This window comes from Lutibacter sp., assembly GCF_030692605.1.
Classification (GTDB): domain Bacteria; phylum Bacteroidota; class Bacteroidia; order Flavobacteriales; family Flavobacteriaceae; genus Lutibacter.
Window position 1 is genome coordinate 16586 of the sequence record NZ_JAUYUD010000081.1, and the last position, 26010, is coordinate 42595.

Here is a 26010-nt window from a genome sequence, read left to right on the forward strand (position 1 = left end):
AATTTTTTAACCGAATCTACCTGTAATATAATTTTCTGTTTGTTTTTTTTCTGGATTTGTAAATATCTTTTTTGTTTTATCAAATTCAATTAATTCTCCCAAATAAAAAAATGCAGTATAATCACTAATTCTAGATGCTTGCTGCATATTATGTGTTACAATAATAATAGTATATTCTTCTTTTAAATGATGTATTAATTCTTCTATTTTTGCCGTAGAAATAGGATCTAAAGCTGAAGTTGGTTCATCCATTAATATAATGGAAGGTTTAACAGCTAAGGTTCTTGCAATACATAAGCGTTGTTGTTGTCCACCAGATAATGCTAAAGCCGATTTTTTTAAATCACCCTTTACTTCTTCCCAAAGATCGGCTTGTCTTAACGCTTTTTCAACACGTTCATTAAGAAATTTTTTGTCAGTTATTCCCTGAATTTTTAGTCCGTAAGCAACATTTTCAAAAATCGATTTAGGAAAAGGATTCGGCTTTTGAAAAACCATTCCAATTTCTTTTCGAAGCTCTTCAACATTTATTTTTTTCTTATAAATATTATCCTCATTTATTTTAATTTTTCCTTCCATTTTAAATCCTTCAACATAATCGTTCATTCTATTAAATAAACGAAGGAATGTAGATTTTCCACATCCAGAAGGACCAATAAAGGCTGTTACTGTATTTGGTTTTATAGTCATATCAATACCTTTGATTGCCATAAAATCACCATACCAAACCTTAACATCTTTCGCTTCTATTCGTGATGCTTGATTTAATTCAGTCCCATCTTTACTGCTAATAGTATTTAAATCAATTTTTCTATCTGCTATTTTATTCATTGTTATTTCCATTTCTTCTGCCATTTATTTCTAAAATAAACTGCGATACCATTCATAACGAAGGTAATTAATAATAAAATAATAATTGCTGCTGCTGCATTTTCAATAAATCCATGCTGAGGCCTTGAAATCCAGTTAAATATTTGAATTGGCAATACAGAAAATTCATCTAATGGGTTTGATGGAGCAAATGGAACGTATGCTAAAGCACCTACAACAATTAAAGGAGCTGTTTCTCCAACGGCTCTAGAAAGTGCTAAAATTACTCCTGTTAAAATACCACCGCCAGATGCAGGTAATAATTGATACCAAATTGTTTGCCATTTTGAAGCGCCCAATGCATAAGAAGCGTCTCTAATTGATTTTGGAACGGCTTTTACAGCTTCTCTTGTTGCCACAATTATAATGGGTAAAATTAAAAGTGATAAGGTTAAAGCTCCTGCTAGAACACTTGCTCCAAGACTCATAATTCTTACAAAAACCTCTAATCCTAATAATCCATATATAATTGAAGGAACTCCTGCCAGGTTCGAAATATTTATTTCTAATATTGCTGAAAGCCTATTCTTTTTACTATATTCTTCCAAATAAACTCCTGCTGCAACACCAACTGGAACTGCTATTATGGTGGTTAGCAATAATATCCAGATACTTCCCATTAATGCAGTATAAATACCAGATTTTTCTGCTTTTCTTGAAGGTAAATCAGTAATAAACGCCCAATCTATTCTACTAATCCCATCAATTAAAATATCCCCAATAAATAGGACTAATAAAACGAGTCCAATTAAAGTACAAGCTATTCCCCAGTATTTGAATAGCTGATCTTTCAATCTGTTTTTTTGAATGCTATTCATATTTTTCTTGGTATTTTTTTCTTATTTGGTAACTAATTGTGTTAAGTAAAAATGTAAACGCGAACAATGTGATTCCTGCAGCAAAAATAGTTTTATACTCTATGGAACCATGTTGAACATCTCCTAAACTAACTTGTATAATAAATGCGGTAATAGTTTCTACAGGAACCGTTGGGTCTAATGTTAATCTTGGCTGCTGTCCTGCAGCTATTGCTACAATCATGGTCTCCCCTATGGCTCTTGAAATTGCTAATATAATTGATACAATAATACCTGATGAAGCCGCTGGAACAACAACCTTAAAAGCAGTTTGAAATTTAGTTGCACCCATACCATAGGAGGCTTCTCTCAAATCCTTTGGAACTGCATATAAGGCATCTTCACTAAGGGAAGATATAAAAGGAATAATCATGATTCCCATTACAATACCTGCAGAAAGGGAATTAAATCCCGATAAATTTGGCATAAATTGTTGTAAAAAAGGAGTTACAACAATTAATGCGAAAAACCCATAAACTACAGTTGGAACGGCTGCTAATAGTTCTAATAGTGGTTTTATAGTTTTTCTAAAACTTTTTGGAGCATACTCACTTAGATAAATACTTATAGATAAGCCAATTGGAAGCGCTACAGAAATTGCAATGAATGAAGTTAGTAATGTACCTGAAAGTAATGGAAGGATACCGTAATGTTTATCGGTAAACAATGGTGTCCATTGAGTGTCTGTGAAAAAATCAAAAATTGAAACTTCCTTAAAAAAACTAACAGCTTCGATAGCAAGAACTAAAATAATTCCAACTGTTACCGCAATGGTTATTAAAGCACTTGATAAAAGTGATTTTTCAATTATAAGTTCTTTTATTCTACGCATCAAATTTTATATAAACAAGAAAACAGCTAACAATAAAGTTAGCTGTTTTATCTTAATTTATTCCTTTTCATTATTTATTTTTAGCAACAAAAGCTTTTAAATTTTCTTTTTGCTTTGTATATAGTTCCGCAGGTAAAGGAATATAACCTACATCTTTAGATAATTTTCCAGCATTGTCAATATAAAAATTAACAAATTCTATAACTTCAGGAGATTTTACAGATGTGCTGTTTACATAGATAAACAAAGGCCTCGATAATGGACTATAAGTTCCATTTCTAACTGTTTCTAAAGTAGGTTTTACAACTGTTTCTCCGTTATGCACACCAATTAATGTTAATTTATCTTTGTTTTCAGTATAATAAGCTAAACCAAAGAAACCTAATGAAAATTTATCCCCGGCAATTCCTTGCACTAAAACGTGATCATCTTCACTTGCTGTAAAATCACCTCTACTTGAACCGCTTTTACCAACAATAGCTTCAGTAAAGTAATCAAATGTTCCTGAAGCAACACCAGGTCCAAACAAATGAATTTCTTCATTTGGCCACTCTGGACGAATTTGATTCCATTTCATTATTTTCCCTTGGGCTGCAGGCTCCCAAATTTTCTTTAATTCTTCAACTGTAAAACTGTCTACCCAAGTATTTTTTGGGTTTACTAATACCGCTAAACCATCGTAAGCAACTTCCAATTCTAAATAATTGATATTGTTTTCTTTACAAGCAGCAATTTCTTTATCTTTAATTGGGCGAGATGCATTTGATAGGTTGGTTTCTCCTCTTGAAAATTTTTGAAAACCACCTCCGGTTCCCGAAACTCCAATAGTTACTTTTACATTTGGCTGAACATTTCTAAATTCTTCAGCTACAGCTTCGGTTATTGGAAAAACAGTACTCGACCCGTCAATACTAATTGTTCCTTCTAATTGTGTTGTTTCAGAATTGTTTTCTTTTTGTTCTTTTTTGTTTCCACAAGCGCCCATAATTAATGTTATGGACAGAATAAATACTAATTTTTTCATATTTGTCTATGTTAATTTAATTTAATTTTACAAAAAAATGATTTAATTGTAAAGTTTATGTTAACTGAGAATTAATTGTTTAATATTTTTTATAAAATGATTTAATTATAATTTAAATTCAGCATTTAAAAACACCAACGATTTATTATCTAAAGTACTGTTGTCGAAACTAAACCCTTGATAATTTAATGAAAATTTAATTCCTTTTAAAGCATTGTACTGTATCCCTGTGATAATCCGCTCACCGTCCTTTCCATAATTCCAAGCATTTACATCTCCGCTTAAGGTATTTGATTGTAATTGATCATATCTTCCAAAAATTTCAAATTTGCCATTAAATGCATAGGTAGAATAGATTGAAAAACCATCTAAATTATGATCATTTGCGGCAGTAGAATAGGTTTTACCGTTATTAAGTTTATTGTATTCTGCTCCTATTCTCCAATTTTCAAAATTATAACCTGCAAAAACGCCAATAGTAGTAATTGCATCTGAATTATCTGAAGATTGGCTATCAAACATAACCGATGTGGTAAGTCCTTTAACAGGTTTGTAAACTAAATTTACTCCAAATTTTTGATTTCCATCATTATCTTGTAAATTTCTAAAACCTTCACCATTGGTAACTGTAACATTCGCCAATAATTTCTCACTTAAAGCAATTTCTGCATTAATTCCTAAGTCTGCCGTTGGACCAAATCCGTTTGCATCTTGAAACGAATTAAAAACATATCGGTAACCCCAAAATTTTTCTTGTTCACTAAATTGATTCATTCCAATCAATCCCATACTAAGTATTAAACTTGGCGCCACTTTCCAATCTAATTGAGCAATTTTTGCAAAAGCAGTATAACTACTTCCGCCAGTATTGTTACCAACATCGAACGTAACATTTACTGAAACATCTTTCGAAATGTTATATTTATAGCCCAAATAAGCTCTTTTTAATTCAAAAGCACTTGTTTTTGTTGCATTTTTAGTAAAATCAACGTGATAATTCCAAAATATTCTTAAAATTGGTTCTCCGTTTGGTTTAAACTCTTCATTTGAATTTTGAGAAAATGAAGCAAGTGATAAAATGAGGGCAGTTAAAAATAATAATTTTTTTTTCATTCGAATATTGTTTTTTTAGTATAAACTAAAAATCGAAAATTTTCAATTTACTTTATAAAAGTAAGGTTTTATTAATAATTTCTTAGATGCTAGTGAAGAAAAATAATAATTTTTAATTCATTACCACATTTTGCGGGAAAAGTTTTTTTATTGAAAAATTATAATGAAAATCAAAAAAAGAGTAATTTACTAATGCTTTTTTCTTTTGATTCATCTCGTATTAGTTTTTGTCGCTGCAAAGAACTAAAACGTTTGTTAAATTAACGTTAAGAGTGTGTTACGAATTCAATAAAGTTTAAATTAAAAAAAAGGCTACCCAAGAGAGGTAGCCTCAACATTTCATAATTTAGTCGACAAAAACTAATAGATTATATGAAAAGATATATTTTAAATATAGCACAAAAATCAAGTAATAAATTCAATTAAATGTGACCCAAACATTATCTAATTATTAAATATTTCTTTTAAATTTTATTTATCCATTATTAGCTAGGGTTATGGTTTGAGTTTTGTTTTGGGAATACAATATTAATTAAAAATGGATTTTTTTAAAAGAATTGAGTTATAGCTCCCTCATTTTAGGATTTTTATTTTTAGATATTTGTGATATATGAGAAGATTTTTTTATCTCATAAAATTAACAGATTAGCTCTTGAAATTAAAAAAACACAATGTAAAGTTAATGTTAACACAAATTAATATTACAAATACAACTATTTCAGGTGTAAATTACGATTTCATAAGTGTCAGTATATCAAATATATAACACATATTTTAAAAAACTTAATGTAAACTTAACGTTAACTTTAAGTAAATAAAAAGCAAATTGCCTACATTTATAATGTGTAAAAAAAAACTTAAAACAAAATAGACCATGAAAACATTTATAAACCTCGTTGTAATGTTGTTTTGTATCACAGCATTTTCACAAGAACAAAAAGCAGTATATCAAAAAATGGAGAACAATTTGGTAAAAGTCACCTATTATTTTGCCGATAACAGTACCATTGTTGAACGAGAAGGGTATTTCAATAAAGAAGGTAAATTGCATGACACGTGGATCAGCTATGATTTACAAGGAAACAAAAAAGCGATTGCCACCTATAATAATGGCATAAAAGAAGGTGTCTGGACTTATTTTAAAACCGATAAAATAAACGTTGTTACCTACCAGGGAAACAAAATAATCCATGTTGAAGAAAAAACGTTGGTTGTTAATTAACGAAAAAAATAATTATGATTAAACAAAAAGGCTGAAATTTAAATTTCAGCCTTTTTGTTTTTATGTACCAGCTTTTTTTTATAAGCTAAGACTGTATCCCAAGGAAAATGCTATTCCTGGTTTTCTGAAGGAAAATGGTTGTGCTACAGCTCCGTAAGAATCGTACAAACTTTGTCGTTTTTCATCCAAAATATTGTCAACTTTTAAACTTATGGAAGATTTACCCTCTTTATCCAATGTTTTTGAAAAATTGAAATTCAAACTGTTGAAAGGCTGCACATAAACATCTGGGTTTTGCCCAAAACCAACAACTTCAAGCGTTTTTCCCTGCACGTTGAAAAACATTCCAGTTTCCAATCCCATTGTTTTATTATTGTAATTTAATCCAGCATTTACAAGAAACGGTGATTGCCCTTGCAATTGTCTTGTGTCGTCAATAACTTCTCCGTCACGGGCAAAAGTTTGTCTGGAATCAAATTCTTGATTTACGCCCTTATTCATTTTTATTTTGGAATCGATGATGGAAAGGTTTACGTTTAAGCTCAGGTCTTTTAAACTTTCAGAAATAAAGTTGAAATTCTTTCTTGCCTCAAACTCAAAACCAAAAACTGTTGCCGATGGCGAGTTTCTTGGCGTAAATTGGTTTGGTGCAATCACAGAAAATGCAACCAGCTCAATAGGATTCTTAAAACTTTTATAAAAAGCGCTTATCGCAAACATTTGCGCCTGTTCGCCATACTTTTCAAACCTAAAATCGACATTGTCAATATAAGAAGGTTTTAAGTCAATGTTCCCCAAAAACATCACCCCTGTAAGCAAATCGGGAATTTGAACCACCGACAATTCCTTAAAACTTGGCCTTGCAGTGGTTTTAGAATACGACATTCTGATGTTTATGGCATCATTGTATTCATAAATGAAATTTGCAGAAGGGAAAAAATCCATTTCTTCAAGGGTATTTTCATTGTCATATATTTGGCTGCCTAAATTATTTTGGCCCGTAAAGAAAGTGGTGAAATACTCTGCCCTTACCCCCAAAATAGTTCTCAATTTTTCTCCAATTTTAAATTCATTGGAAACATAGGCCGCCGCAGTGTTTTGATTGGCATCAAAAGAGTTTGCAGGTTCAAAATTACCACGAATATAGGAACCTGAATTGGTGGATGGCGTCCATATATTTTCATCGGCCAATATGGTGTTTGGGTCGCCGCCAAATACCGTCGGACTTATATTTCTAAAAGCAATTTCGTAATTGTAAACCGAATAATCACGCTGTTTATAACTGTACAACCCTCCAAATTTAAATACCGCCTTGCTCGAAAAAAGATCGTATTTTTTTGTAAAATCTATTTTTCCAACTGCATTTATTTCTTCCAAATTCCGCCAAATTCTGTTAGGAAAACCGGCATCTGAACTGATGGTAAATCCGTCAGGCAATTTTATAAAAGTGGTCAACCTAACATCTTTATCATAAACTCTGGAATAGGTTGGCGATATTTTCCATTCTGTAATAAACGAGGCGTCTTCACTGGTGTTTTTACCCGATAAAAGCACATTGGTAATGGCGCGTTCTGTATATTCCAAATTGTCTTTTACAACATCTATCGCGTTTGAAATCTCCGTTTTTTGATCAAATAATGCAGCTCTGCTTTCACCATTTTGAATGTGCAAAAAGTTAAGATTGTATTTTGATTTTAGGGTTTTATAAGACAAACCCGTTAAAACAGAGGCCAAAACATTATTTGTGCCAATATCTCCTCTTTGTCTTCTGTCAAAACGAAGCTCAAATTCGTCTCTTTCTTCAGGTTTTTGATAAATCCCGTTTTCAAAACCTTCATAAAAATTGGTGGTGTTTTTGTAATCAACAGAAGCTATAAAACCGAGTTTATTGTCTTTAACATCAAACTGATTTCCATAATTAAAACCAAAACCAAAATCGGGAAAACTTATTTTTTGCTCCGTGGCCAGCGTCCTGTTAAAAGCGCGCGTAATCGGCTCTAAAGTTCTGTTTTTTACTGATGCTGGATTTGGGATAATTTGCGCTGTTGAAATTGGAATACCTCTGGCGCCATCATCAAATCCCAAAAAGTCTGTTCTGCCTCCTTCATAAGTTAAATAATTATCTTTTAAATGCATACTCGGATTAAAACCTCCTGAAACAGAAAATTCCATTTGCTTTTGTGAAGGAAAATCTTTGGTCACAATATCAATAACGCCACCCGTAAAATCGGCTGGTAAATCGGCGGAAGCAGACTTAATAACGAGAATATTTTCTAAAATATTGGTTGGGAAAATATTCATTTGAATGGTATTTTTATCGGGATCCAGCCCTGGAATATCCATGCCGTTTAAAATAGATTTTGTGTATCTGTCGCCCAAACCCCTGACATAAACATACTTTCCGTCCTGAACAGAAACCCCAGGAACGCTTTTTATGGCAGAAGCGATATTGCTGGCGCCGGTTTTGTTGATGCTCGCAATAGACAAACCGTCTATTAATGTCGCCGATTTCTTCTGATAAGATAATATGGATGCTTCGGTATTTTGTCTGGCTGAAGAGGTAACCATCACTTCCTTCAACAAAACCGAAGAATTTAAGGTGACATTTATGGTTGACACCTGATTGTTTTTAATGCTTACTCCTGTTATTTCTTTTGATTCATAGCCAATAAATGAGAAAACAATGGTATAAACTCCTTCTTTAAGTTTTAAAGCATAAAGACCCTCAAAATCTGATGTAGTTCCTTTTTCTGTGCCTTTTACCGAAACATTGGCAAATGCAAGAACATCATTATATTCACCATCCAAAATTTTTCCCGTTACTTTTCCTGATTGTGCTTTCATCACTTGTATAGCTATTAAACACACAATTATAAGAATCCCTTTTTTTAACATCTCTTTATCTTATTATCTTATTTAAAAATATTATATAAATGAACAAAATGTCCATAGCCAAAACAGGCATGGACATTTTATTTTAAAGTTTTAAAATTATATTAGTAGGCGCTTTTTGAAGCTGCATAAGTCCAAGAAAATAGAGATGTATTTGCACCAACCGTTGCGGCACTTGGAGACGCTATTGAGGTTGCATTATTCGTGAATTTTACTTCATCCCCAAGTTTGGCCCCTGTAATCAAACTACCTATTGTGACACCGACAGGTAAAACTATTTGCCAATTAGAGAAGGTAATTCTACCATTTGCCAACTCTGTGGCAGAGTCGGCACCGTTTACTTTAACTTTAGAATCTACCGAAAAACCATAAGCTAATACATTTTTCATGTTTGCAATAAGCCCGTCTCGTAAATCGGCATATTTACTTGAAGTGCCCGCCCCTTTAAGGGTAATGTTTTCAATGGTAAAACCGGCTTCCTTTGCGGCAGAACCTTCTGGGCCGTCAAACTCCAATGCACTGTCCGAGTCCACCCCTAAAATAACCAAGGCGTTTTTTATTGATCCGGACCAGGCTTGGTCAAAATCCAATCCATCGTCACCCTGAGCCCAAGTAAGTATATTTGTCACATTTACGCTGCCTCCAAAAATTTCAATTGCATCATCTTGGTTGGCAACAATTTCAATATGGTCAATAGTGGTTCCTGAACCAACGCCGCCAAGCGTTAATCCGTTAATTTCATTATCCGCACCAATTGTAATTCCTCCATGTCTTATAGAAATGTACTTATAAACACCTGAATTGTCATTGGCAACATTTCCTCCATATTGTCCAAATGTATCTGTTGCAGGAATTCCCTCTATTTGTTTGGTGGCAACATCACCGCTTACAGAAATAGGGGCTTTACCAAGCACGATTAACCCACCCCACAAACCGTCGTCTGAAAAAGATAAATTAGTGCCGGCTTTTTGTCCAATTTTGATATTGTCCAATACAGATGTAAAAATAATTGGTTTGGCAGTAGTTCCTTCAGCAATTAATTTTCCTCCTTGGTCAACTATCAATGCAGAGGCCAATGAGCCTTGCCCTTCAGCGCCTTTAACAATTGTGCCTGCTTCAATAGTTAATGTAACCCCATCATCTACAACAACTTTTCCTCCTAAAATATATATTTTGTTAGCAGTCCAAGTTTCATTTGCTTTAATAATTCCCGCTTTCGTCACTACCGTTAGTGGTTCTTCCTCATCAATGATTATAGGTGAATCATTGTCGTTTCCGCAACTAGCGGCAAAATTTGAAATAAAAATCAGTATAATCAAATAATAAAAAGTTTTCATAAGTAAAATTTAGTTTAATTTATTTGTTTAAATGTTGATGCAAAGAAATAGCGCTTGGTTAAACAGAAGGTTACTTAGAAGTTATAAAAAGGTGATAATAGCGTAAAGTTAATGTTAAGAAGACGTTGATTAATTAGTTAATGAAATATCAGCATTCAACTTTAAAGCGCTTACTTTTTGCTTAATGGAAAGCGTATTTCCCGCAACAACGGCAATATCGCACAATTCAATGGTTTCATAGCCTAAAAACTGCACTTCCAATATATAGTTTCCAGGTTTTAAATTGAAAGAAAAAGACCCGTTTAAATCTGAATTTGTTTCAAAATCAGTATTTTTAACTGTAATAGTTGCAAAAGCCAATGGTTCACTTTTGGTTTCATTGTCTAAAATAATACCTGATATTTTTCCTTTATTATTTGATTCTAAAAAAAATGAATCAATCTTAAATGATTGTCCGGAAATTAATCCGCTTGAAAAAAGTAGTATAATAATTAATATTAATCTCATATGTTTATAGTAAATAATAATATTGCTAAATGAAGGTTTATATGTTAATTAAAGGTTATGTGTCGTTTATTATTGTGTGATGTTAAGGTTAAGATTCAATAAAGTTAAGTCTACAAAAAAATATAAATTATTAAGTATCTTGCAATCTAAAATTTAACTTATGAATTGGGAACAATTACTTTCTTTAAAACGATTTGGAGACACTCAAAAAAGGTTAAGAAATCAACAAGATGAAACCAGACTTGGTTTTGAAGTGGATTATGACCGAATTATTTTTTCTGATTTTTTTAGAAGTCTTCAAGATAAAACACAAGTAGTTCCTTTTTCTAAAACAGATTTCGTTCATACCAGATTAACACATAGTTTAGAGGTGAGTGTTGTGGCTAGGTCTTTGGGAAGAATTGTTGGCGAACAGGTTCTTAAAAAACACCCTGAATTGGCGATTAAAGGATATAAAATAAACGATTTTGGTGCCATTGTAGCAACGGCAGCCTTAGCGCATGATATAGGAAACCCCCCATTTGGACATAGTGGAGAAAAAGCTATTGGTGAATTTTTTAAAAATGGTAATGGTCAAAAATATGAGTTGGTTTTATCTAAAAAACAATGGCAAGATTTAATAGATTTTGAAGGAAATGCAAATGGTTTTAGAATTTTAAACGAATCTAAAGAAGGTATGAAAGGTGGTTTGCGATTATCCTATGCAACGATTGGTGCTTTTATAAAATATCCAAAAGAATCATTACCTAAAAAACCATCGAATCATATTGCAGATAAGAAATTTGGAATTTTTCAATCTGAAATTTCGTTCTTTAATGATGTTGCTCAAGAATTAGGCCTAGTTGCAACAGGAGTAAATGGTAACGTTGCTTTTAAAAGACATCCTTTAGCCTATTTAGTTGAAGCTGCAGATGATATTTGCTATACCATTATTGACTTTGAAGATGGTATAAACTTAGGCTTAATTGAAGAAGAATTTGCCTTGGAATACTTAATAAAATTAGTGAAAAATACCATAAATATTAAAAAATACCATCAGTTAAAATTTAAAAAAGATCGTTTAAGTTATTTAAGAGCATTGGCTATTGGAACACTTATTAATGAAGCAACAACTGTTTTTTTAGAAAATGAAGACGCCATTTTAAAAGGTGAATTTCACTATTCATTGTTAGATAAATGTAAGTTTGAAGCCCAAATTAATGATATTATTAAAATAAGCGTTGATAAAATATATAAAAGTAGAACTGTTATAGAAAAAGAGGTTTCTGGATATAAAATTATTGGCACTTTATTAGATGTTTTCGTAACCGCACTCAATCATAAATATGAAGGAAATATGAGTAATTATGATCAATTAATTATTTCCTTATTGCCCGAAAGTTTACACGAACCAAAAGATAATCAGTACCTTAGACTTTTAACGGTTTGCGGTTACGTTGCTAGTTTAACAGATGGTTTTGCATTGCAATTATATAAAAAATTAACTGGTTAATTTTTGTTGTATACCACTTTCAAATAATTGATAATTGAACTCGTTAAAAATTGACTTTTCGTAAAACTCGAAGGGCATCTTTATATTTTAAATAGGCTGTTTGGTCCTCTAACTCTCTCAAAAAAAGTTTTGCTTCTTGTAATTTTTGCAATGTATTTGGAATATTGTTTAAAATACAAATCATGTAGTTTGTTGGTACTTCTTTAATTTCTATTAACTCATGAGCTTCCAAAGGAACCTTCTTTTTTAATTTATCAATCAAGGCGTTGCAATTATTTAAAATATGGTACAAATCCTTTTTGTTAAATTGTGGGGGCTGAAATAAAAGCTCATTTACAATGTCTAATTTACCATTATCTTTAAAATTTATGACGGTTTTTTCAAGTGGATAATAATCACTTAACTCATTTATTTTTATAAAAACATACTCTGTAATTATAAATGATCTGCTATTAAATTCTATTTTAACTTCATCTAAAACAGAATAAAACAACCTAACTTGTTCATTTATTAACTCAATATCTACTCTAGAATAAAAGGTTTTATCACCTGCTTTTTTTTTAATTCCTGCCCAACATAAAACAAATTGTTCATTAAAAACTTTATATTTTGGGTTAAACCCGTTCTGATGTCGATTAAAAAAATCAAAAACCGCATCTAAAGTAAGTTCAACATTATTACTGGCTTTTTTTTCAATTGCCTCAACAGTATCTTTATTAGTGCTTTTTAATTCAAATTTCCCCAAGGTAGACATTGAATTACTTCCTCTTCTGTAAAATGTTTTCCCTTTTACATATTTCCAAATGGCTCTTTTTAAAAATGTTACCTTTTGAATTGGGCTTATGGTAACCAAACCAATAACTTTATGCTTTGGTAATCTTGGAAATGGTATGTTTTCGTAAAGGATTTTAGGAGGATTTTCAAGGTAAGAATCTATCAAATTTTGAATCTTACTATCGTCATAAAAATCAACTCCTCCAATTTTATTTTCCTCGTCTTCAACTCCAATTACCAAGTAAGAATTATTTTCTGGATTTGAATTTGACAATGCGCAAATATGTTTTAAAAATTTTGCTTTTCCTTCTTTTGTGTCCAAGGAAATCTGCTGCTTTTTATCATAAAAGCTATTCTCATCTACGTGAGCTAATAACGTTTTAACCAAAAGCCTTTTATTAATCATTTTATTTATTCTCTTTTTAAAATGGTAGCAGAAGCCTGTGCTGTTGGATATACCACAAGATCTTCAATGGTAATATGATAAGGTCTTGTAACTACAAAATAAATAATATCTGCAATGTCTTTAGCTTCAAGTGCCTTAAATCCTTTATAAACATTTGACGCTTTTTCTTTATCACCTTTAAATCGTACTTCAGAGAATTCGGTTTCAACAGCACCTGGATGAATTGCTGAAACTCTAATGTTATGCTCATTTAAATCAATTCTCATGGCTTTATTAATAGCATTAACAGCATATTTCGAAGCGCAATAAACATTTCCATTAGCGTACACTTCTTTACCCGCAATGGATCCAATGTTAACAATAAAACCATCTTTTCTTTCAACCATTTGAGGTAAAATAGCCCTTGAAACGTATAATAAGCCCTTTACATTTCCATCAATCATTGCATCCCAATCATCTAAATTTCCTTTATCAATAGTTCCTAAACCATGTGCATTTCCAGCGTTGTTTATTAATATATCAATATTTTTAAAATTGGTTGGTAAAGAATTAACTGCGTTAAAAACGTCTACTTTATTTCTAATATCAAAACTCAAATAATGAACTTCTGTAAATTTGCTCAATTCCTTTTGTAACTCAATTAAACGTTCGATTCGCCTGCCACAAATAATAATTTTATACTTGTTTTTTGCAAATAATTGTGCTGTTGCTTTTCCTATTCCCGATGTAGCTCCCGTTATAAATACTGTTTTAAACATTTTTTAAATTTTAATAGCATAAATATACAAAAAAACCGCTCCAATGCGGAGCGGTTCTTTCTAATTAGCTATTATTTAATAGCCAATTAGAAATCAACTAACCAAACTTTATTTTTATGTTTTTACTATAGTTTCTCTACTTATTTTAGTTCGTTTTCTACCATCAATCCTTACATCTTCTGAGCTAATTCCATCTTTCATATATTGAATATAACTTCTTCCTCTGAACTCGTAGGTAGTTCCAGAACTTAAATGAAACAAACTAATTTTTTGATCATTTACAACTGTTAATTCAAATTCTTCCTTACCTAATGCTCCATAATTCAAGGTTAAATGTTTTAAATTATCATACCCTTGGTAATTTTCAACTGAATAACTTCCTTCATAATCCCATAAAATATTAGCAATAGCTATGCCAACCTTATCTTGAGATGAATAAAATGTTGTTAAATTTTCTGGGGTGAATTTTAGATAATTCTCATTATCAAATTCATTAACAATTCCCGCACTACTTGTGAAAGATTTTTCCCAAACTTTATACTCTTGTAAAAAATATTCTATGTTATCATAAAAAACTTTATCATAATCAAACAAGTGTTTTTGATAACCTTCCAAAAAGTAAGTTACACCATTATAATTATCTCTCAATTTTATGCGATCAATAGAAATTTGAATAATATCAAAATCGAAATAACCATCTATTGAATGATTAACTTCCAAAAAACCTTTATGAGTATTGTAATTTCCAACTTGAATACCATAACCATTACCTGTAGAGCCTAAACCAACTAAATTGTTATTTGCATATACTCGTCCATTTATAAATGAAATGGTAAACGCTTTTGACAAAAAAGGCACATCGCCATTTCCAACTGTTTTATTATAATCTATGTACCATAAATCATAACCTGTAACAACATCTTCTAAATTTACATAAAAAGTCTCGTCTACATCATCTATAATAACGCTACAAGAAGTAAATGCGAAACCTGCAAAAAGTGTAATAAAAAGTAATTTTAGCGTTTTCATAATCATCTAATTTTGAGTTATAACAGAATAAATTCAATTACTATGCCAAAAAAATAAATGATTAATAATACTTTTTAAAATCTTAATTTTAAGTAGTTTAATTCATTATAATATTTTTACATCTAATTGTTTTTTATACTCAATAAATAATTTAGTTTTGAAATTGGATAAGATATTTTTAAAATTGATTTGATAAGTGTTTTAAAACTAAAAAAAGCTTAACATAAATTGTTAAGCTCTTTTTTATATATATGTATGTTTTTTTAATTATTAAGAGCCTCGGCTCCACCAACAATTTCTAAAATTTCACCTGTAATTGACGCTTGACGCGCTTTATTATATGTTAATTTAAGATCTTCACGTAATTCAGTTGCATTATCGGTTGCCTTGTGCATTGCAGTCATTCGTGCACCATGTTCAGAGGCATAAGAATCTCTTATGGATTTATACAATTGCGTTTTTAACGATTTTGGAATTAATTCCAATACAATTTCTTGCATTGACGGCTCAAAAATATAATCTGAAGTAGTTTTGCTCGAACCCTTTGGTGGTAAAATTGGTAAAAACTGCTCAATCAATGTTATTTGAGTTGCAGCATTTTTAAAATGATTATATACTATCTCAATTTTGTCGTATTTGCCTTCAGCGAATAAATTCATTAATTGGGTTGCAATTAATGCAACATTATCAAAGGTTAAATCATCGAATATTTTGTTGTGATTGTCAACAACATTTAATTTTTTGGATAAAATATCATTCCCCTTTTTCCCAATAGTAATTATATCTACTTGTTTTCCTTTATAATTTTCTTCAATATTGGCCATTGACCCTTTAATTACAGAAGAGTTAAAAGCGCCACATAAACCTCTATTTGAAGTAATTACAACCAATAAAATTTTTGAAACCTCTCTTTGTTGAGAATAAACACCACCCACTTCGCCTTCTAAAGAAGCGCTCAAACTTTGTAATAATTCTGAGAGTTTATTAGAATACGGACGCATTTGAGTTATTGCATCTTGTGCCTTTTTTAATTTTGCAGCCGATACCATTTTCATAGCTCGTGTAATCTGCATTGTAGATCCAATAGATGCTATTCTGTTACGTATTTCTTTTAAGTTTGCCATTTTAAGCCTCTCCTAACCTCTCAAAAAAGAGGAATTAATTTAATTATTTATCTGAAACCCTAAATAAGTTTCCCTTTGGGAAATTTAGAGGACTTTTTATGCGTATTTTGCTGAAATTTCTTTTGCTGCATTTGTTAATACATCAATAACCTCATCTGTTAATTTACCTGCTTTTAACAAATTTAAAGTATCTCTATGTTTTGCATTCAAATATTGAATATAATCACTTTCAAATTCTTTTACTTTATTCACAGGAACTGCTCTAAGTAAATTTTTAGAGCCTGCATAAATAATTGCAACTTGATCCTCTACTGTAAACGGATCGCTTTGATTTTGTTTCAAAATCTCTACGTTACGTTTACCTTTTTCAATTACATTTAGAGTAGCGGCGTCAAGATCAGAACCAAATTTAGCAAATGCTTCTAATTCTCTATATTGTGCCTGGTCTAATTTTAAAGTACCAGCTACTTTTTTCATCGATTTAATTTGAGCGTTTCCACCAACACGAGATACTGAAATACCTACGTTAATTGCTGGACGAACCCCTGAATTAAATAAATCCCCATCTAAGAAAATTTGTCCGTCTGTAATTGAAATTACGTTTGTTGGAATATATGCAGCAACATCACCTGCTTGAGTTTCAATAATTGGCAACGCCGTTAGTGAACCACCTCCTTTTACTTTTCCTCTTAAACTAAGTGGAACATCGTTCATTTGAGAAGCAATAGTATCATCATTAATAATTTTTGCAGCACGCTCTAATAAACGTGAATGTAAATAGAAAACGTCACCTGGATAAGCCTCCCGTCCTGGAGGACGACGTAATAATAATGAAACCTCGCGGTAGGCAACGGCTTGCTTAGATAAATCATCATAAACAATTAATGCAGGTCTACCTGTATCTCTAAAATATTCACCTATTGAAGCTCCAGCCATGGGTGCATACACTTGCATAGGAGCGGGATCTGATGCATTAGAAGCCACAATAGTTGTATAAGCTAATGCTCCTTTTTCTTCAAATAATTTTGCAATACTTGCAACTGTTGATGCTTTTTGCCCGATTGCAACATATATACAATAAACTGGAACACCAGCATCGTAAAACTCTTTCTGATTGATAATTGTATCAATTGCAATAGTAGATTTACCAGTTTGACGGTCACCAATAATAAGCTCACGTTGGCCTCTTCCAATAGGAATCATGGCGTCGATTGCCTTTACACCTGTTTGTAATGGTTCCGTAACTGGTTGACGATAAATTACACCCGGCGCCTTACGTTCTAATGGCATTTCAAAAGTTTCTCCTTGAATTTGACCTTTACCGTCTATAGGATTTCCTAATGTATCTACAACTCTACCTATAATCCCTTCACCAACTTTTAGTGAAGCAATTCTTTTGGTACGTTTTACAATAGAACCTTCCTTTATATTTTTTGAATGACCAAGTAACACAACTCCAACATTGTCTTCTTCTAAATTTAATACAATTGCCTCTAATCCATCTTCAAATTCAACTAACTCACCGTATTGAACGTTTGCTAAACCATACACTCGAGCAATACCATCACCTACTTGTAATACTGTTCCAACTTCGTCTAATGAAGCACTTGCTTCAAATCCTGCTAATTGTTGTTTTAAAATTGCTGATACTTCAGCTGGTTTTATTGATGCCATTTTATATTTATTTAAAACTAAATTTATGTACTAATTTGAAATAGCTATATCGCTTTCAAATTGTCTTTTTAACTTTTGTAATTTATTCGTAATACTCGCATCGTATTGAACATCTCCAATACGCAATATAAATCCTCCAATAATTTCTGGATTTACTATGTTTTCGATAGTTGCTTCTTTTCCGGTAATTTCATTTACTTTTAGAAGCACCTGTTTACTTAACTCTTCAGTTAAAGGAATAGCTGTAGTAACTTTCGCCACTTCAATTCCCTTTAATTTATCAAATAAAATTTCATATTTTTTTGCTACTTCCTTTAATAAGGAAAGACGTTTATTAACTATTAATAAGTTAATTAACGCTATAGAAGTCTCTGAAATTTTACCAGAAAACAGTTCGTTTAGTGCAGCTTTTTTAATTTCTGACTTAAGAACAGGGCTATTGATAAATAGCTCCAATTCTTTATTTTCATTAATTGTATTAACTATCAGCAACATATCGTTATTCACATGAACTTCTGTTTTTTGTTCAAGTGCAAAACTTAAAATTGCCTTTGCATACCTCACTGCTGCTTTAGATCCATTCATTTTTATTAGCTAATTGTTACTTCTTTTAACATTTCTTCAACAAGTTTAATTTGCTTGTCTTTGTTTGTTAATTCTGCTCTTATTACTTTTTCTGCAATTCCCACAGAAAGTTCTGCTACTTGATTTTTTAAATCGGCAATAGCGGCATGCTTTTCAGCTTGAATAGTAGCTTGTGCTTGTTCAACAACTTTAGATGCTTGTGCTTTCGCTTCTTCCTTGGCATCTGTAATAATGCTTTCTTTCATCTCACGAGCTTCTTTTAACATTGCATCGCGTTCTGATCTTGCCTCTTTTAAAATTCGTTCATTATCTGCAGTCAGATTTTGAATTTCTTTTCTGGCATTTTCAGCTTCTTCTAAAGCATCTTTAATACCTTCTTCTCTTTCATTAACGGCGTTTAAAATTGGTCCCCACGCAAATTTTTTCAATAAAAGTACCAATCCAACAAATAAAATTAATTGCCAGACAAATAACCCTAATGAAAACTGTTCTATTAACTTTTCCATGTTATATGTTTAATATAATCTAAATTTAATTAAAATTAAAAACAACAACTATAACCAACCGTTATAGTTGTTGTTGTATTTATTAAGCCGCAAATAATGCAGCAAATCCAATACCTTCAATAAGCGCCGCTGCAATTAGCATTGCTGTTTGAATTTTTCCTGAAGCCTCTGGCTGACGTGCAATAGCGTCCATTGCTGAACCACCAATTCTACCGATACCTAATCCAGCACCGATTACGATTAAACCTGCTCCTACTATGTTTGGAATTGTCATAATGTATATATTTATTTAATTAAACATTCTTTTTTTTAATGATGCTCACTATGTTCGTGTTCTTCTACTGCCATACCAAAGTATAGTGCAGATAACATAGTGAAAATATAGGCCTGTAATGCCGCAACTAATAATTCTAAAAGCGCCAATGCGAAAGCTAAACCAAATGATAACGGACTACCAATCCAGTTTTTGAAAATAAACATTAAACCAATAATACTCATTAACACTATGTGACCTGCTGTAATGTTTGCATACAAACGAATCATTAATGAAAACGGTTTAATAAAAGTTCCTAGTAATTCTATTGGAGCCAAAATTATTTTCATTGGTAACGGTACTCCTGGCATCCAAAATATATGTTTCCAATAATTTTTGTTGGCAGTAAAAGTGGTAAATAAATACGTTATTAAAGCCAAAGCAAATGTTACTGCAATATTGTTAGTTACATTAACTCCTAATGGTGTTAAACCTAATAAGTTAATAATCCACACAAAAAAGAATACCGTTAATAAATAACTCATATATTTTTTATAATGCTTTTCACCAATATTAGGGATTGCAATATCATTTCTTACATATAAAATTATTGGCTCTAAAAAACGTCCAATTCCAGAAGGAATGGTGCTCTTTTTATAAGATTTAGCCATACTGTTAAACATCCACAACATAAACAACCCAACTAAAATTATAAAAGCAACATTTTTAGTAAGTGAAAAATCTAATGGTTTACTATTGGTTGGGTGCTGATGATTGTCAAATGTTATAGTGCCTTCAGCATCTGTTTTGTATATTTTATTGTGATATAAAGAAAAATACTCACCATTCAATTCTGCAACCGATTCTCCATGGTGTAATTTTGATGAAGAAAATATTTTAATCCCATTATCCCATAAAATTACAGGTAATGGAAATCCAATATATTTATGATCTCCTTCAACAGTTGTATAAGAAAACAAGGTGAAATCGTGTGAATCTAATAAGTGGTGACTAATATATTCTTTAATTTCAGTTTTTAAATCTTTAACTGTGTGGCTGTTTTCTGCATGATTATCGTTTTGAGATTCATCTTGTGCGTGTACCGAAAATGTTACAGTTAATAGTAGTAACGAAAGTAATTTTACTATGTTAATTCTATGCATATCACTTTATTAATAGTGTTTTCTAAAAATATTTTGCAAATGTACGTTTTTAAAATAGAAACCAAAAAATAATTTTTTATCGATTTTTTGAGTAAAATAAGGTGCTACAAATCGGATTTTAACCTTCTTTGTTCAACATTTTTATAACATAAGTAGTTTCAAAAAATAAACACATTAAATAGGGAATCATAAATGTAGTTGCCTCAATATTACTGACGTTTCCGTTTTCTTTATATAGAGGATTGAAAAAAATAAAGTAGGCTCCAAATTTTAAAAAGCTCCCAGCCATAAAAACAAATCCTAGCAAATGATTTTGCTTTTCCTTAAGTTTTACTAATGAAATAAAAATAAATAATGCCAATACTATATTAGTGAAGTACGACGGGATAATAAAATGATCTAATACAGGCTTCTCTAAATAGTCAAGTACTCCAATATGTATGCTAAATCCAACCGCAATAAAAAGAACCAGTTTTAATGTAAAAAAAGTAACTTCTTTAATCATACTTATTATTTATTCGTTTTAATTGTAATAAAACGCTCCAAATAGCAATAAGTAGCGAAATTAATGTAAGAATAATAGTGAAAATTCTATTGGTGGTTTCATAATAACCGTCAAGCCATTTCCCAAAAAAGGTTCCTAAATAAATAGTTATACCCATCTGAAAAGCAACACTTGTTAATTCTAAATACTTATGAAACTGATTTTTCTTGTTGGGATTGTCCATGGTTCATTTCCTTAATAACTCCTTTCATTGTACACGTAGCATTAAATTCCGCACCTGGTTCAACAGATAATTTTCCAATGTATACATTTCCAGTAATAACAGCTTTTGATTTTAACGAAAGTAAACTCAAAGCCTTTAGTTCTCCTGTAAATTTACCTTCAATATCTGCTGTATCGCATTCTATTTCTCCTTTAACACAACCATATTCTCCAATCACCACTTTTCCTGCTGTTTTAATATTCCCTTCTACACTACCATCAATTCTAAAATCTCCTTCAGAATTAACGTTTCCAACAATGGACGTGTTTTTACCTACCACGTTACGCTCTGATACTATGGGTAATTTTTCTCTTTTTTCTGAAAACATAATTTCTATTTTTCGGGGTTTGGTTTATAATTTAGTATTTATTGTTGCAATAACTTCCAAGGCTTTTTTACTTTCCTCTGTGTTGGGGTAATTCATAGCAATAAAATCTAATGCTTTTTTAAACGCTTCTAAACCTTCTCTTTTTCCAATAGCATATGCTCTTAATAATTCGAATTTGGGTACAATTGGCAATCCTTCATAGGTGTTAATTGCTTTTGTTGCTTTTTCTATAACAACATCATACAGTTCTTCTTTATAATCATAAAAAACAAGTGCATACTCTTTTTCAGAAGCCTTTTGATCTGAGTTTACAATAAGTACATTTGGATTTAAAATATACTGTGTGTAAACCGATTTAGGATAAATTGCAACGAACTCGCTTTTCAACACTTCTGATTTTTCCTTGTCTGTTTGACTATAAATTTTATATATATGATATTTTGAAGTGATAATTAGTTGCTCTTCTGGTTTAAAAGTTAATAATTTTTCAAATTTTTCAAGAGCAATTTCATTTTCGTTAAATTGATCTTTATAAATAAGTCCCAGTTTAAAATAGGCGTTATTTCTTTGGGAAGAAATACTATCAATTAGATACTTATCATTTGGAATTTTACTTAAATATTGTTCAACAGTAGGCTCATTTCCATTTATTGGTATAGTTTGATTTTGAGTTATTTTGTTGATTGAACTTGCGCTCTGTAGTTTGCTTTTATCACTCAATCTCCAATTGTCTTCAAGTGGTCTGTTCCCCCAAATGCGTGAAAATTCTTGTTGACCAAAACCTTCTGCTTGTAAGTTGTAAAAATACCATTTTCCTGCATTATTGGAAGTTTCGTCATTACTCTTAAAATTTAAAAACCCGCTTCCAGTGTTTATTTTCTTTTGTTGTTTTTCTTTAGCTTGCTTTACTTTTTGAATATGATCTGTAAAATAATTAATTCTTTCCTCTTCATTCATAGCAACCAGCTCTAAAATACTATCGCTATTTTTTGCAATAGCCTCGTAGTTAATTACTTCATTTAAATTATTTCTTTTTCGAGTTAAACTTAATACTCGTTTAGAATTGTCGCTGCTTGTAATATTTAAAATGCTATCATAATATTTACTTGCGGTAACAAATGCTGCTTTTTCAAAATAAAGATCTCCTAATTCTTGATAAGTTAATTCCTTCTGAACATTAAAATTTGGGTTTGCATTTAATGAGTTTTGAAAAAATGAAATCGCTTGAGTTTCATTGGTGGCTTTTTCTAATAAACCTAACTGATGATAAATTTCGCTAAAAAAAGGTTTGTTTGTTCTATCATTACTCAGCTTAACCAAAGTTTCTTTTGAATTTAAAATATCTAATTTATTGGTTGCTATTTTGGCCTTTTCTAATTCCGCTCTTATTTTATACTTTTTAGGTGCTTTTTTTAAATCTAACAATTTAGTAAAAGTTAAATTAGCTGAATCTTTTAGTTTTTTAGAACCGTACATTTGCCCAAGAACAAATAAATTACGAGCAGTTTGTTCTTTATTAACATCTGTTTTTACAGCTTTTTTTAAATGAAGTAATGCTAAATCTGAGTTATTAATAGAGCTATATGCCATTGCCATTGCGGTATGTGCTCTTTCTTTAACATCATCGCTCAAATCGGTTCCTTTTAATACTTTCTTTAAATTTTCAATGGCTTGTTCTTCATTTTGTAAACGTATTAACGTTTTTGCGTGCCAAACTTTAGTTTCGTTAATTAAATTAGCCTTTGGATAATTTTCAATAACAAAATTAAAGGCTTCTAATGCTGGCACAAAACGCTTGGAATAGTAGCGCGATTTTCCTAAAAGAAGGTATGCATCGTCAATTTGCTTATTTCGTTCTTGACGGGCAATTAACATGGAATGTTTTTGAATGGCTTTTACCGCTTTTTCTTCAGCTTTTTCAAATTCAATAGGAGAACCATCTTTATCTGCTTCCATACCTGGTAATGCCAATATCTCAACTTTTAGAGGTTCTATTGGAAGGATTTCCAAATAATTATCCTCATAATTGGCATTCAATTGATCTAAACCTTGTTCTAAAGCTTCCTTCCCATTAAACAAAACATTATATTTGGTGGTTGTGGAATGAAAACTTCGGTTTAAAAATGCATCTTTTTTGGTTGAACAACCAGCTACAATTAAAAATAAAAATCCGAAACCTATTTTAAAAGTATTCTTCAAATTGTTTTGTTTTACGTAACCCCTACAACTGTTAAATGGCTCTAATTATTGTAGAAGGATTGTAAAAATACAAAATAATGTGCATTTAACTCATTTACACCGAAAAATATGCCTCTAACTCTTGTAGGGTTTCATCTGAAGTTTGAATATCTTTAACAATATTTCCTTTTTCTAACACTACTATTCGTTCACATACTTCGGTAACATGACCTAAATCGTGACTAGAAATTAAAACGGTAGAATTACTGTTTAAGGTTAAATCTCTCAATAATTTTTTAAGCCTTATTTGTGTAGTTGGGTCTAAGTTTGCAAATGGCTCATCTAAAATAATAACTTCAGGACTTCCAATTAACGCTGCAACAATTCCTGCTTTTTTCTGATTTCCTTTTGATAAATCTCTTAAATATTTTTTCTTGCCTAAAATTTCATCGTTAAAAATATCTTTAAATTGCTCTAAAAAAGTATCAATATCAACTTTATTCATTCCTCTTAATTCACCAATAAAATAGAAATATTCTTCTGCTGTTAAATATCCAATTAAAAAACTTTCGTCAATAAAAGCTGCAGTAAAAGGTTTCCATTTTTCACTTTTATTTACTTGTATTTCGTTATTAATTATGTGTCCAGTTGTTGGCTTTATAAGGTCTAACAATAAATTAAAATAGGTAGTTTTTCCAGCACCATTATTCCCAACCAACCCAAAGGATTGTCCTTTTGGAATTTCTAAAGATGGTATGTTTAAAACGGTAATTCCACTATATTTTTTTGAAAGTTCGGTTGTTTGTATCATTGAATATTATATTATCTTAATTATTTTTTTCATTAAATGCAGCTATTGTTTTGTATTTCCCATTTTGATAAATTTTTTCAATTTTAGTTAAGAAAAAATCTTTAAACACTATTCCCAAAACACCACTTAATCCTAAAACCAAAAGGCCAGCTTCATAATTTAAAAATTTATAAGGAATGTAAAATAGTAGCATTGGCAATACCATTTTAGGTATAGCTATTAACATTTGTGTTGGATTAAAACCGTTGGTATTGCTAAATGCTTTTGCTTTTACATTCAACTCAATTGGCACTCTATTTAAAGCTCCTCCAAAAAGAGTGGTAAATGAATTTAATCCAATATTAAACAATGCTCCAGCGACAATCATTCCGTAAATTTTCCAACCAAAGTATAAATACGGCGTGCTTAATATAAATGACAACGTAACTCCAAAAACCATTAAATACCACTTAGATTCTAAATACTTTTTATATGGAATATTTTGGCTCATTAACAATTTATAATATTCACTATCCCAAGAAGGTACCAATTGACCAAATGTTAATAAGAACCCACCTGTAACAAATATGGACGCAAAAGCCAACCAAGCAGGTGAATTACTGTACGTTTTACTTGTAAAAAAGATTAAGCCATAAAATAAAAATAAGAACGACATCATCATCACTTGTTTTGGTCTTGCATTTCTCCAAATTAATTTTACATCGTTTTTTAGGAATATTGCAACGCTTCCAAACCGATTCATCCAAGATAAATCAGCTGCATTTACTTCTTTTATTTTTTTTGAAACAGCATCATCTAAATAAAATCCTTTTTTAATAAAATTGAAATTTATGTAGTACAATCCTATCATTAATAGTAAAGGAATTATACCTAAAATCGGGTTATTATAAAGTGCATTAAAAGCAATACCTATAGGTTTGGATATTTTAAAAATATCGAAAAATTCTAACCCAACTAACAAAGCTAAAACTGAAATAAGAACATAAAAAACCGTATTACTTTTATTGATAAGAAAATTTAAAAAGTTATTTGAAAACCCTAAAAACAAGATTGTAAAAAACCAACAAATCACATTCAAAACTGGATAACCTTTCGTTAATAAAACAATACTAAAAGGCAAAAAGATAAATATGGGTATAAAATTAAAAAATGAAATTGCTGTTTTCCCTAACAAATAATTTATGACTGTATTTCGTTTTACAGGTATTATCATTAAGGGTTTTACATTCATAACAGGTAATTGCTGCATAAAAAATCGAATTGCCAAATCAAACAAAAGCCAATAAATTAAAAAATTATTTACTAATACAATCGGATCTTGTGTTGGTAATGATTCTTTAAGGATAAAGTATAACGCAATTCCCAAAAACAAAGCTATTCCTCCAAAATATAAAACTCCTAAAAAGAGTAAAATTTTAATTCCAATTCCTTTTTGGAAGTACGATGAGCGAAAAAATTGTTTCCATTCAAAATTTATAAAATGTTTGATCATTCATGAGCCGTTTTAG

The 26010-nt window shown here is 30.9% G+C and carries 25 protein-coding genes; 2 read left to right on the forward strand and 23 right to left on the reverse strand.

The window, feature by feature from the left end; all coding sequences use genetic code 11:
- Positions 1 to 6: 6 nt before the first annotated feature.
- From pstB to Q8S45_RS07445, 5 genes are all read right to left on the reverse strand, one after another.
- Positions 7 to 855, reverse strand: coding sequence for a phosphate ABC transporter ATP-binding protein PstB (gene pstB / locus Q8S45_RS07425; protein WP_305603060.1), 849 nt, complete (start codon positions 853 to 855; stop codon positions 7 to 9).
- Positions 834 to 1688, reverse strand: coding sequence for a phosphate ABC transporter permease PstA (gene pstA / locus Q8S45_RS07430; RefSeq protein ID WP_305603062.1), 855 nt, complete (start codon positions 1686 to 1688; stop codon positions 834 to 836). Before pstA ends, pstB begins: the two co-directional genes overlap by 22 nt.
- Positions 1681 to 2559, reverse strand: a complete 879-nt coding sequence (pstC, locus tag Q8S45_RS07435; protein WP_305603154.1) for a phosphate ABC transporter permease subunit PstC — start codon at positions 2557 to 2559, stop codon at positions 1681 to 1683. Before pstC ends, pstA begins: the two co-directional genes overlap by 8 nt.
- Before the next feature lie 70 nt (positions 2560 to 2629).
- Complete coding sequence (locus tag Q8S45_RS07440; protein ID WP_305603066.1) at positions 2630 to 3583, reverse strand: PstS family phosphate ABC transporter substrate-binding protein; 954 nt, start codon at positions 3581 to 3583, stop codon at positions 2630 to 2632.
- Positions 3584 to 3688: 105 nt separating this feature from the next.
- Positions 3689 to 4696 carry an outer membrane protein gene (locus Q8S45_RS07445; RefSeq protein WP_305603069.1) on the reverse strand — a complete coding sequence of 336 codons (1008 nt, stop codon included), beginning with the start codon at positions 4694 to 4696 and terminating at the stop codon, positions 3689 to 3691.
- An 874-nt stretch (positions 4697 to 5570) separates the two neighbouring features.
- Between Q8S45_RS07445 and Q8S45_RS07450 the strand changes: the two genes are divergently transcribed.
- The gene (locus Q8S45_RS07450) at positions 5571 to 5918 is read left to right on the forward strand and encodes a membrane-binding protein (protein ID WP_305603071.1); all 348 of its coding nucleotides are present in this window, start codon (positions 5571 to 5573) and stop codon (positions 5916 to 5918) included.
- 78 nt (positions 5919 to 5996) lie between these two features.
- On the opposite strand, the gene Q8S45_RS07455 is transcribed toward Q8S45_RS07450, so the two are convergent.
- The 3 genes from Q8S45_RS07455 to Q8S45_RS07465 form a co-directional block, all read right to left on the reverse strand.
- Positions 5997 to 8762 carry a TonB-dependent receptor gene (locus Q8S45_RS07455; RefSeq protein ID WP_305603073.1) on the reverse strand — a complete coding sequence of 922 codons (2766 nt, stop codon included), beginning with the start codon at positions 8760 to 8762 and terminating at the stop codon, positions 5997 to 5999.
- A 152-nt stretch (positions 8763 to 8914) separates the two neighbouring features.
- Positions 8915 to 10147, reverse strand: coding sequence for a hypothetical protein (locus Q8S45_RS07460; RefSeq protein WP_305603076.1), 1233 nt, complete (start codon positions 10145 to 10147; stop codon positions 8915 to 8917).
- 129 nt (positions 10148 to 10276) lie between these two features.
- Positions 10277 to 10654: a carboxypeptidase-like regulatory domain-containing protein gene (locus Q8S45_RS07465; protein ID WP_305603079.1), complete on the reverse strand. Its 378-nt coding sequence runs from the start codon at positions 10652 to 10654 to the stop codon at positions 10277 to 10279.
- A gap of 160 nt (positions 10655 to 10814) precedes the next feature.
- Here Q8S45_RS07465 and Q8S45_RS07470 point away from each other — a divergent pair, with 160 nt between their 5' ends.
- A complete protein-coding gene (locus Q8S45_RS07470) occupies positions 10815 to 12146 on the forward strand; it encodes a deoxyguanosinetriphosphate triphosphohydrolase (protein ID WP_305603082.1) in 1332 nt (443 codons plus the stop codon).
- Positions 12147 to 12189: 43 nt separating this feature from the next.
- Here the strand turns inward: Q8S45_RS07470 and Q8S45_RS07475 are convergent, their stop codons facing one another.
- From Q8S45_RS07475 to Q8S45_RS07545, 15 genes are all read right to left on the reverse strand, one after another.
- Positions 12190 to 13326: an ATP-binding protein gene (locus Q8S45_RS07475; protein WP_305603085.1), complete on the reverse strand. Its 1137-nt coding sequence runs from the start codon at positions 13324 to 13326 to the stop codon at positions 12190 to 12192.
- Positions 13327 to 13331: 5 nt separating this feature from the next.
- Positions 13332 to 14084, reverse strand: a complete 753-nt coding sequence (locus tag Q8S45_RS07480; RefSeq protein ID WP_305603088.1) for an SDR family NAD(P)-dependent oxidoreductase — start codon at positions 14082 to 14084, stop codon at positions 13332 to 13334.
- 114 nt (positions 14085 to 14198) lie between these two features.
- Positions 14199 to 15113 carry a hypothetical protein gene (locus Q8S45_RS07485; RefSeq protein ID WP_305603091.1) on the reverse strand — a complete coding sequence of 305 codons (915 nt, stop codon included), beginning with the start codon at positions 15111 to 15113 and terminating at the stop codon, positions 14199 to 14201.
- Between the two features lie 263 nt (positions 15114 to 15376).
- On the reverse strand, positions 15377 to 16237 hold the full coding sequence (gene atpG, locus Q8S45_RS07490; protein WP_305603094.1) for an ATP synthase F1 subunit gamma: 861 nt from the start codon (positions 16235 to 16237) through the stop codon (positions 15377 to 15379).
- Between the two features lie 96 nt (positions 16238 to 16333).
- Positions 16334 to 17911 (reverse strand): F0F1 ATP synthase subunit alpha, encoded by a 1578-nt coding sequence (gene atpA, locus Q8S45_RS07495; protein WP_305603097.1) that lies wholly within the window; start codon positions 17909 to 17911, stop codon positions 16334 to 16336.
- Between the two features lie 30 nt (positions 17912 to 17941).
- Positions 17942 to 18496: an ATP synthase F1 subunit delta gene (atpH, locus tag Q8S45_RS07500; protein WP_305603100.1), complete on the reverse strand. Its 555-nt coding sequence runs from the start codon at positions 18494 to 18496 to the stop codon at positions 17942 to 17944.
- A gap of 5 nt (positions 18497 to 18501) precedes the next feature.
- On the reverse strand, positions 18502 to 19002 hold the full coding sequence (locus Q8S45_RS07505; protein WP_305603102.1) for a F0F1 ATP synthase subunit B: 501 nt from the start codon (positions 19000 to 19002) through the stop codon (positions 18502 to 18504).
- A gap of 82 nt (positions 19003 to 19084) precedes the next feature.
- Positions 19085 to 19276, reverse strand: a complete 192-nt coding sequence (gene atpE, locus Q8S45_RS07510) for an ATP synthase F0 subunit C (protein ID WP_305603104.1) — start codon at positions 19274 to 19276, stop codon at positions 19085 to 19087.
- A gap of 35 nt (positions 19277 to 19311) precedes the next feature.
- Positions 19312 to 20418: a F0F1 ATP synthase subunit A gene (atpB, locus tag Q8S45_RS07515; RefSeq protein WP_305603107.1), complete on the reverse strand. Its 1107-nt coding sequence runs from the start codon at positions 20416 to 20418 to the stop codon at positions 19312 to 19314.
- Between the two features lie 118 nt (positions 20419 to 20536).
- Positions 20537 to 20923 (reverse strand): hypothetical protein, encoded by a 387-nt coding sequence (locus Q8S45_RS07520; RefSeq protein ID WP_305603110.1) that lies wholly within the window; start codon positions 20921 to 20923, stop codon positions 20537 to 20539.
- A complete protein-coding gene (locus tag Q8S45_RS07525; RefSeq protein WP_305603111.1) occupies positions 20916 to 21146 on the reverse strand; it encodes an AtpZ/AtpI family protein in 231 nt (76 codons plus the stop codon). The genes Q8S45_RS07520 and Q8S45_RS07525 overlap by 8 nt, the downstream gene beginning before the upstream one ends.
- Entirely contained in the window at positions 21112 to 21513 is a 402-nt protein-coding gene (locus tag Q8S45_RS07530) for a polymer-forming cytoskeletal protein (protein ID WP_305603114.1), read from the reverse strand. Before Q8S45_RS07530 ends, Q8S45_RS07525 begins: the two co-directional genes overlap by 35 nt.
- A gap of 24 nt (positions 21514 to 21537) precedes the next feature.
- The gene (locus Q8S45_RS07535; RefSeq protein WP_305603117.1) at positions 21538 to 23712 is read right to left on the reverse strand and encodes a lipopolysaccharide assembly protein LapB; all 2175 of its coding nucleotides are present in this window, start codon (positions 23710 to 23712) and stop codon (positions 21538 to 21540) included.
- A 94-nt stretch (positions 23713 to 23806) separates the two neighbouring features.
- Entirely contained in the window at positions 23807 to 24502 is a 696-nt protein-coding gene (locus Q8S45_RS07540) for an ABC transporter ATP-binding protein (RefSeq protein ID WP_305603120.1), read from the reverse strand.
- A 16-nt stretch (positions 24503 to 24518) separates the two neighbouring features.
- Positions 24519 to 25994 carry a DUF5687 family protein gene (locus tag Q8S45_RS07545; RefSeq protein WP_305603124.1) on the reverse strand — a complete coding sequence of 492 codons (1476 nt, stop codon included), beginning with the start codon at positions 25992 to 25994 and terminating at the stop codon, positions 24519 to 24521.
- Between the last annotated feature and the right edge of the window lie 16 nt (positions 25995 to 26010).

Excerpts from the sequence above, each read along its gene's own strand:
- pstC (WP_305603154.1), bottom strand. The coding sequence starts at position 2,559 with ATGCGTAGAATAAAAGAACTTATAATTGAAAAATCACTTTTATCAAGT.
- Q8S45_RS07480 (WP_305603088.1), bottom strand. The coding sequence starts at position 14,084 with ATGTTTAAAACAGTATTTATAACGGGAGCTACATCGGGAATAGGAAAA.
- pstB (WP_305603060.1), bottom strand. The coding sequence starts at position 855 with ATGGCAGAAGAAATGGAAATAACAATGAATAAAATAGCAGATAGAAAA.
- atpB (WP_305603107.1), bottom strand. The coding sequence starts at position 20,418 with ATGCATAGAATTAACATAGTAAAATTACTTTCGTTACTACTATTAACT.
- Q8S45_RS07445 (WP_305603069.1), bottom strand. The coding sequence starts at position 4,696 with ATGAAAAAAAAATTATTATTTTTAACTGCCCTCATTTTATCACTTGCT.
- Q8S45_RS07440 (WP_305603066.1), bottom strand. The coding sequence starts at position 3,583 with ATGAAAAAATTAGTATTTATTCTGTCCATAACATTAATTATGGGCGCT.
- Q8S45_RS07545 (WP_305603124.1), bottom strand. The coding sequence starts at position 25,994 with ATGATCAAACATTTTATAAATTTTGAATGGAAACAATTTTTTCGCTCA.
- Q8S45_RS07455 (WP_305603073.1), bottom strand. The coding sequence starts at position 8,762 with ATGAAAGCACAATCAGGAAAAGTAACGGGAAAAATTTTGGATGGTGAA.
- Q8S45_RS07485 (WP_305603091.1), bottom strand. The coding sequence starts at position 15,113 with ATGAAAACGCTAAAATTACTTTTTATTACACTTTTTGCAGGTTTCGCA.
- Q8S45_RS07450 (WP_305603071.1), top strand. The coding sequence starts at position 5,571 with ATGAAAACATTTATAAACCTCGTTGTAATGTTGTTTTGTATCACAGCA.
- Q8S45_RS07465 (WP_305603079.1), bottom strand. The coding sequence starts at position 10,654 with ATGAGATTAATATTAATTATTATACTACTTTTTTCAAGCGGATTAATT.
- pstA (WP_305603062.1), bottom strand. The coding sequence starts at position 1,688 with ATGAATAGCATTCAAAAAAACAGATTGAAAGATCAGCTATTCAAATAC.
- Q8S45_RS07530 (WP_305603114.1), bottom strand. The coding sequence starts at position 21,513 with ATGTTTTCAGAAAAAAGAGAAAAATTACCCATAGTATCAGAGCGTAAC.
- atpH (WP_305603100.1), bottom strand. The coding sequence starts at position 18,496 with ATGAATGGATCTAAAGCAGCAGTGAGGTATGCAAAGGCAATTTTAAGT.
- Q8S45_RS07505 (WP_305603102.1), bottom strand. The coding sequence starts at position 19,002 with ATGGAAAAGTTAATAGAACAGTTTTCATTAGGGTTATTTGTCTGGCAA.
- Q8S45_RS07540 (WP_305603120.1), bottom strand. The coding sequence starts at position 24,502 with ATGATACAAACAACCGAACTTTCAAAAAAATATAGTGGAATTACCGTT.
- atpA (WP_305603097.1), bottom strand. The coding sequence starts at position 17,911 with ATGGCATCAATAAAACCAGCTGAAGTATCAGCAATTTTAAAACAACAA.
- Q8S45_RS07475 (WP_305603085.1), bottom strand. The coding sequence starts at position 13,326 with ATGATTAATAAAAGGCTTTTGGTTAAAACGTTATTAGCTCACGTAGAT.
- Q8S45_RS07470 (WP_305603082.1), top strand. The coding sequence starts at position 10,815 with ATGAATTGGGAACAATTACTTTCTTTAAAACGATTTGGAGACACTCAA.
- atpG (WP_305603094.1), bottom strand. The coding sequence starts at position 16,237 with ATGGCAAACTTAAAAGAAATACGTAACAGAATAGCATCTATTGGATCT.
- atpE (WP_305603104.1), bottom strand. The coding sequence starts at position 19,276 with ATGACAATTCCAAACATAGTAGGAGCAGGTTTAATCGTAATCGGTGCT.
- Q8S45_RS07520 (WP_305603110.1), bottom strand. The coding sequence starts at position 20,923 with ATGATTAAAGAAGTTACTTTTTTTACATTAAAACTGGTTCTTTTTATT.
- Q8S45_RS07525 (WP_305603111.1), bottom strand. The coding sequence starts at position 21,146 with ATGGACAATCCCAACAAGAAAAATCAGTTTCATAAGTATTTAGAATTA.
- Q8S45_RS07460 (WP_305603076.1), bottom strand. The coding sequence starts at position 10,147 with ATGAAAACTTTTTATTATTTGATTATACTGATTTTTATTTCAAATTTT.